The sequence below is a fragment of the Ureibacillus chungkukjangi genome, assembly GCF_003217295.1.
In the GTDB taxonomy this organism is placed as follows: Bacteria; Bacillota; Bacilli; order Bacillales_A; family Planococcaceae; genus Ureibacillus; species Ureibacillus chungkukjangi.
Genome location: NZ_QJTJ01000077.1, coordinates 1 through 1766, shown reverse-complemented (window position 1 = coordinate 1766; position 1766 = coordinate 1). Strand labels below are relative to the sequence as shown.

Genomic DNA, 1766 nt, shown 5'->3' with positions numbered 1-1766 from the left:
AGGAGCATTCCTGTTAGAAGGATTTTCGGGGACTTGAAATAAAAAAAGCCCTCTTGTATGATGCTTGAGTGTCAACCGGAAAATTGACTCGAACATCTACAGAGAGGACTTACGTTATGAATTCTAATACGAACCATAAAATTAATCAAGTTTCTGAAAATACTTTAGTAATCGGCATCGATATCGCCAAGCATAAACATTATGCCTGTGCGATTGATGAACGAGGGCGTGTGCTCCAAAAATCATTCCCCGTCACACAATCACGGGATGGATTTGAAGCGTTTTACACGCACTTACTCGCTTTAAAATCAATACATGGAAAACAGGATATTATCGTTGGCTTCGAACCAACCGGACACTACTGGATGAACTTAGCTACGTTTTTAACGAACTATGGGATTCCATTTGTGATGGTAAATCCGTTACATGTCAATCGTTCAAAAGAGTTAGACGATAATCTTCAAACAAAGAATGACCAAAAGGATGCGCTTGTCATCGCCCGTTTAATGCGGGATGGTCGCTTCAGCTATCCACGACTACTTGAAGGCGTAGAAGCTGAATTACGCAACGGGGCAACATTGCGTTCGAAAATTCAAGAAGACCTCAATGCACTTCAAAATCGCATTGTACGTTGGATTGATCGGTTCTTCCCTGAATTCACGAAGGTATTTAAAAATTTCGGAAAGATGGCGTATGCGGTACTAGAAAAAACGCCTCTTCCAGTAGATATTCAAGGGAAAACACCGGAAGAATTATTGTTTTTATATCGCCAAGTAGAGGGCATGAAATCACCTCAGTTACCTAAGGCGAAGCAGTTAGTCGAGGTGGCTCAGCACTCCATTGGGCTGACAGAAGGCCTTGTGATGGCACGAATAGAAATCGCCACACTCCTTCAACAGCACCATTTATTGCAAGAGCAGCTTGACACGCTAAATGAACAATTAGGCGAATTAGCCAAACAAATGAAGGATTATGAGTACTTAGCGTCTGTACCAGGCATTGGCGATATTACGATTGTCGATCTGCTTTCAGAAGTCGGTTCTCTCACGCAATATGAGCATCCACGCCAAATAATCAAACTAGCGGGACTTACATTACGTGAAAACTCATCTGGGCAGCACAAGGGTCAGAAACGCATTTCTAAACGAGGTAGAAGGAAGCTACGAGCTCTCTTATTCCGTGTCATGATACCGTTAATTCGTCATAACCAAGCCTTTAAGCAATTACATGAATATTACACTACACGCACCATCAACCCGCTTCGAAAGAAGCAATCGATTGTCGTGCTTTGTGGGAAATTACTGAAGATTTTACACGCTTTATGTAAGAAAAAAATACAGTTTGATGAACAACAAATGATGAAAAATCTTTATTGTCTCGAAAGGGCAGCCTAAGCAACATCTTAGCTCGAACTAAAACAGAAGGATGACACGGAGAAGCCGGCATTATTTATCCCATCCGACTACGAGTCCCTATAGGAGCATCGCCAGCCTCTGCCTTATGAATAGACCGCACGAAGGAATGTATGCGCTAGACGCCAAGAGACATGGGAGGGTACGTCATCATAAGCATCGCAGAGATCCAATTGTGCATCACATATTGGAACTGAAAGTTAATTACTACCAATTAGCTTTAGCGAAGCGTATCCCAAAACTGTAAATCAATTGAAGTACTGTAAAATACTAAAATATAAATCTATAAAAAATAATTTTATGAATTGATAAAAACGGGTTAAACCGTTGATATATCAACATTTATAGAGGGAG

The 1766-nt window shown here is 41.0% G+C and carries 1 protein-coding gene; it reads left to right on the top strand.

The window, feature by feature from the left end; all coding sequences use genetic code 11:
* The first annotated feature begins 116 nt into the window (after positions 1-116).
* A complete protein-coding gene (locus BJ095_RS18810; RefSeq protein ID WP_107937931.1) occupies positions 117-1394 on the top strand; it encodes an IS110 family RNA-guided transposase in 1278 nt (425 codons plus the stop codon).
* Positions 1395-1766 lie beyond the last annotated feature (372 nt).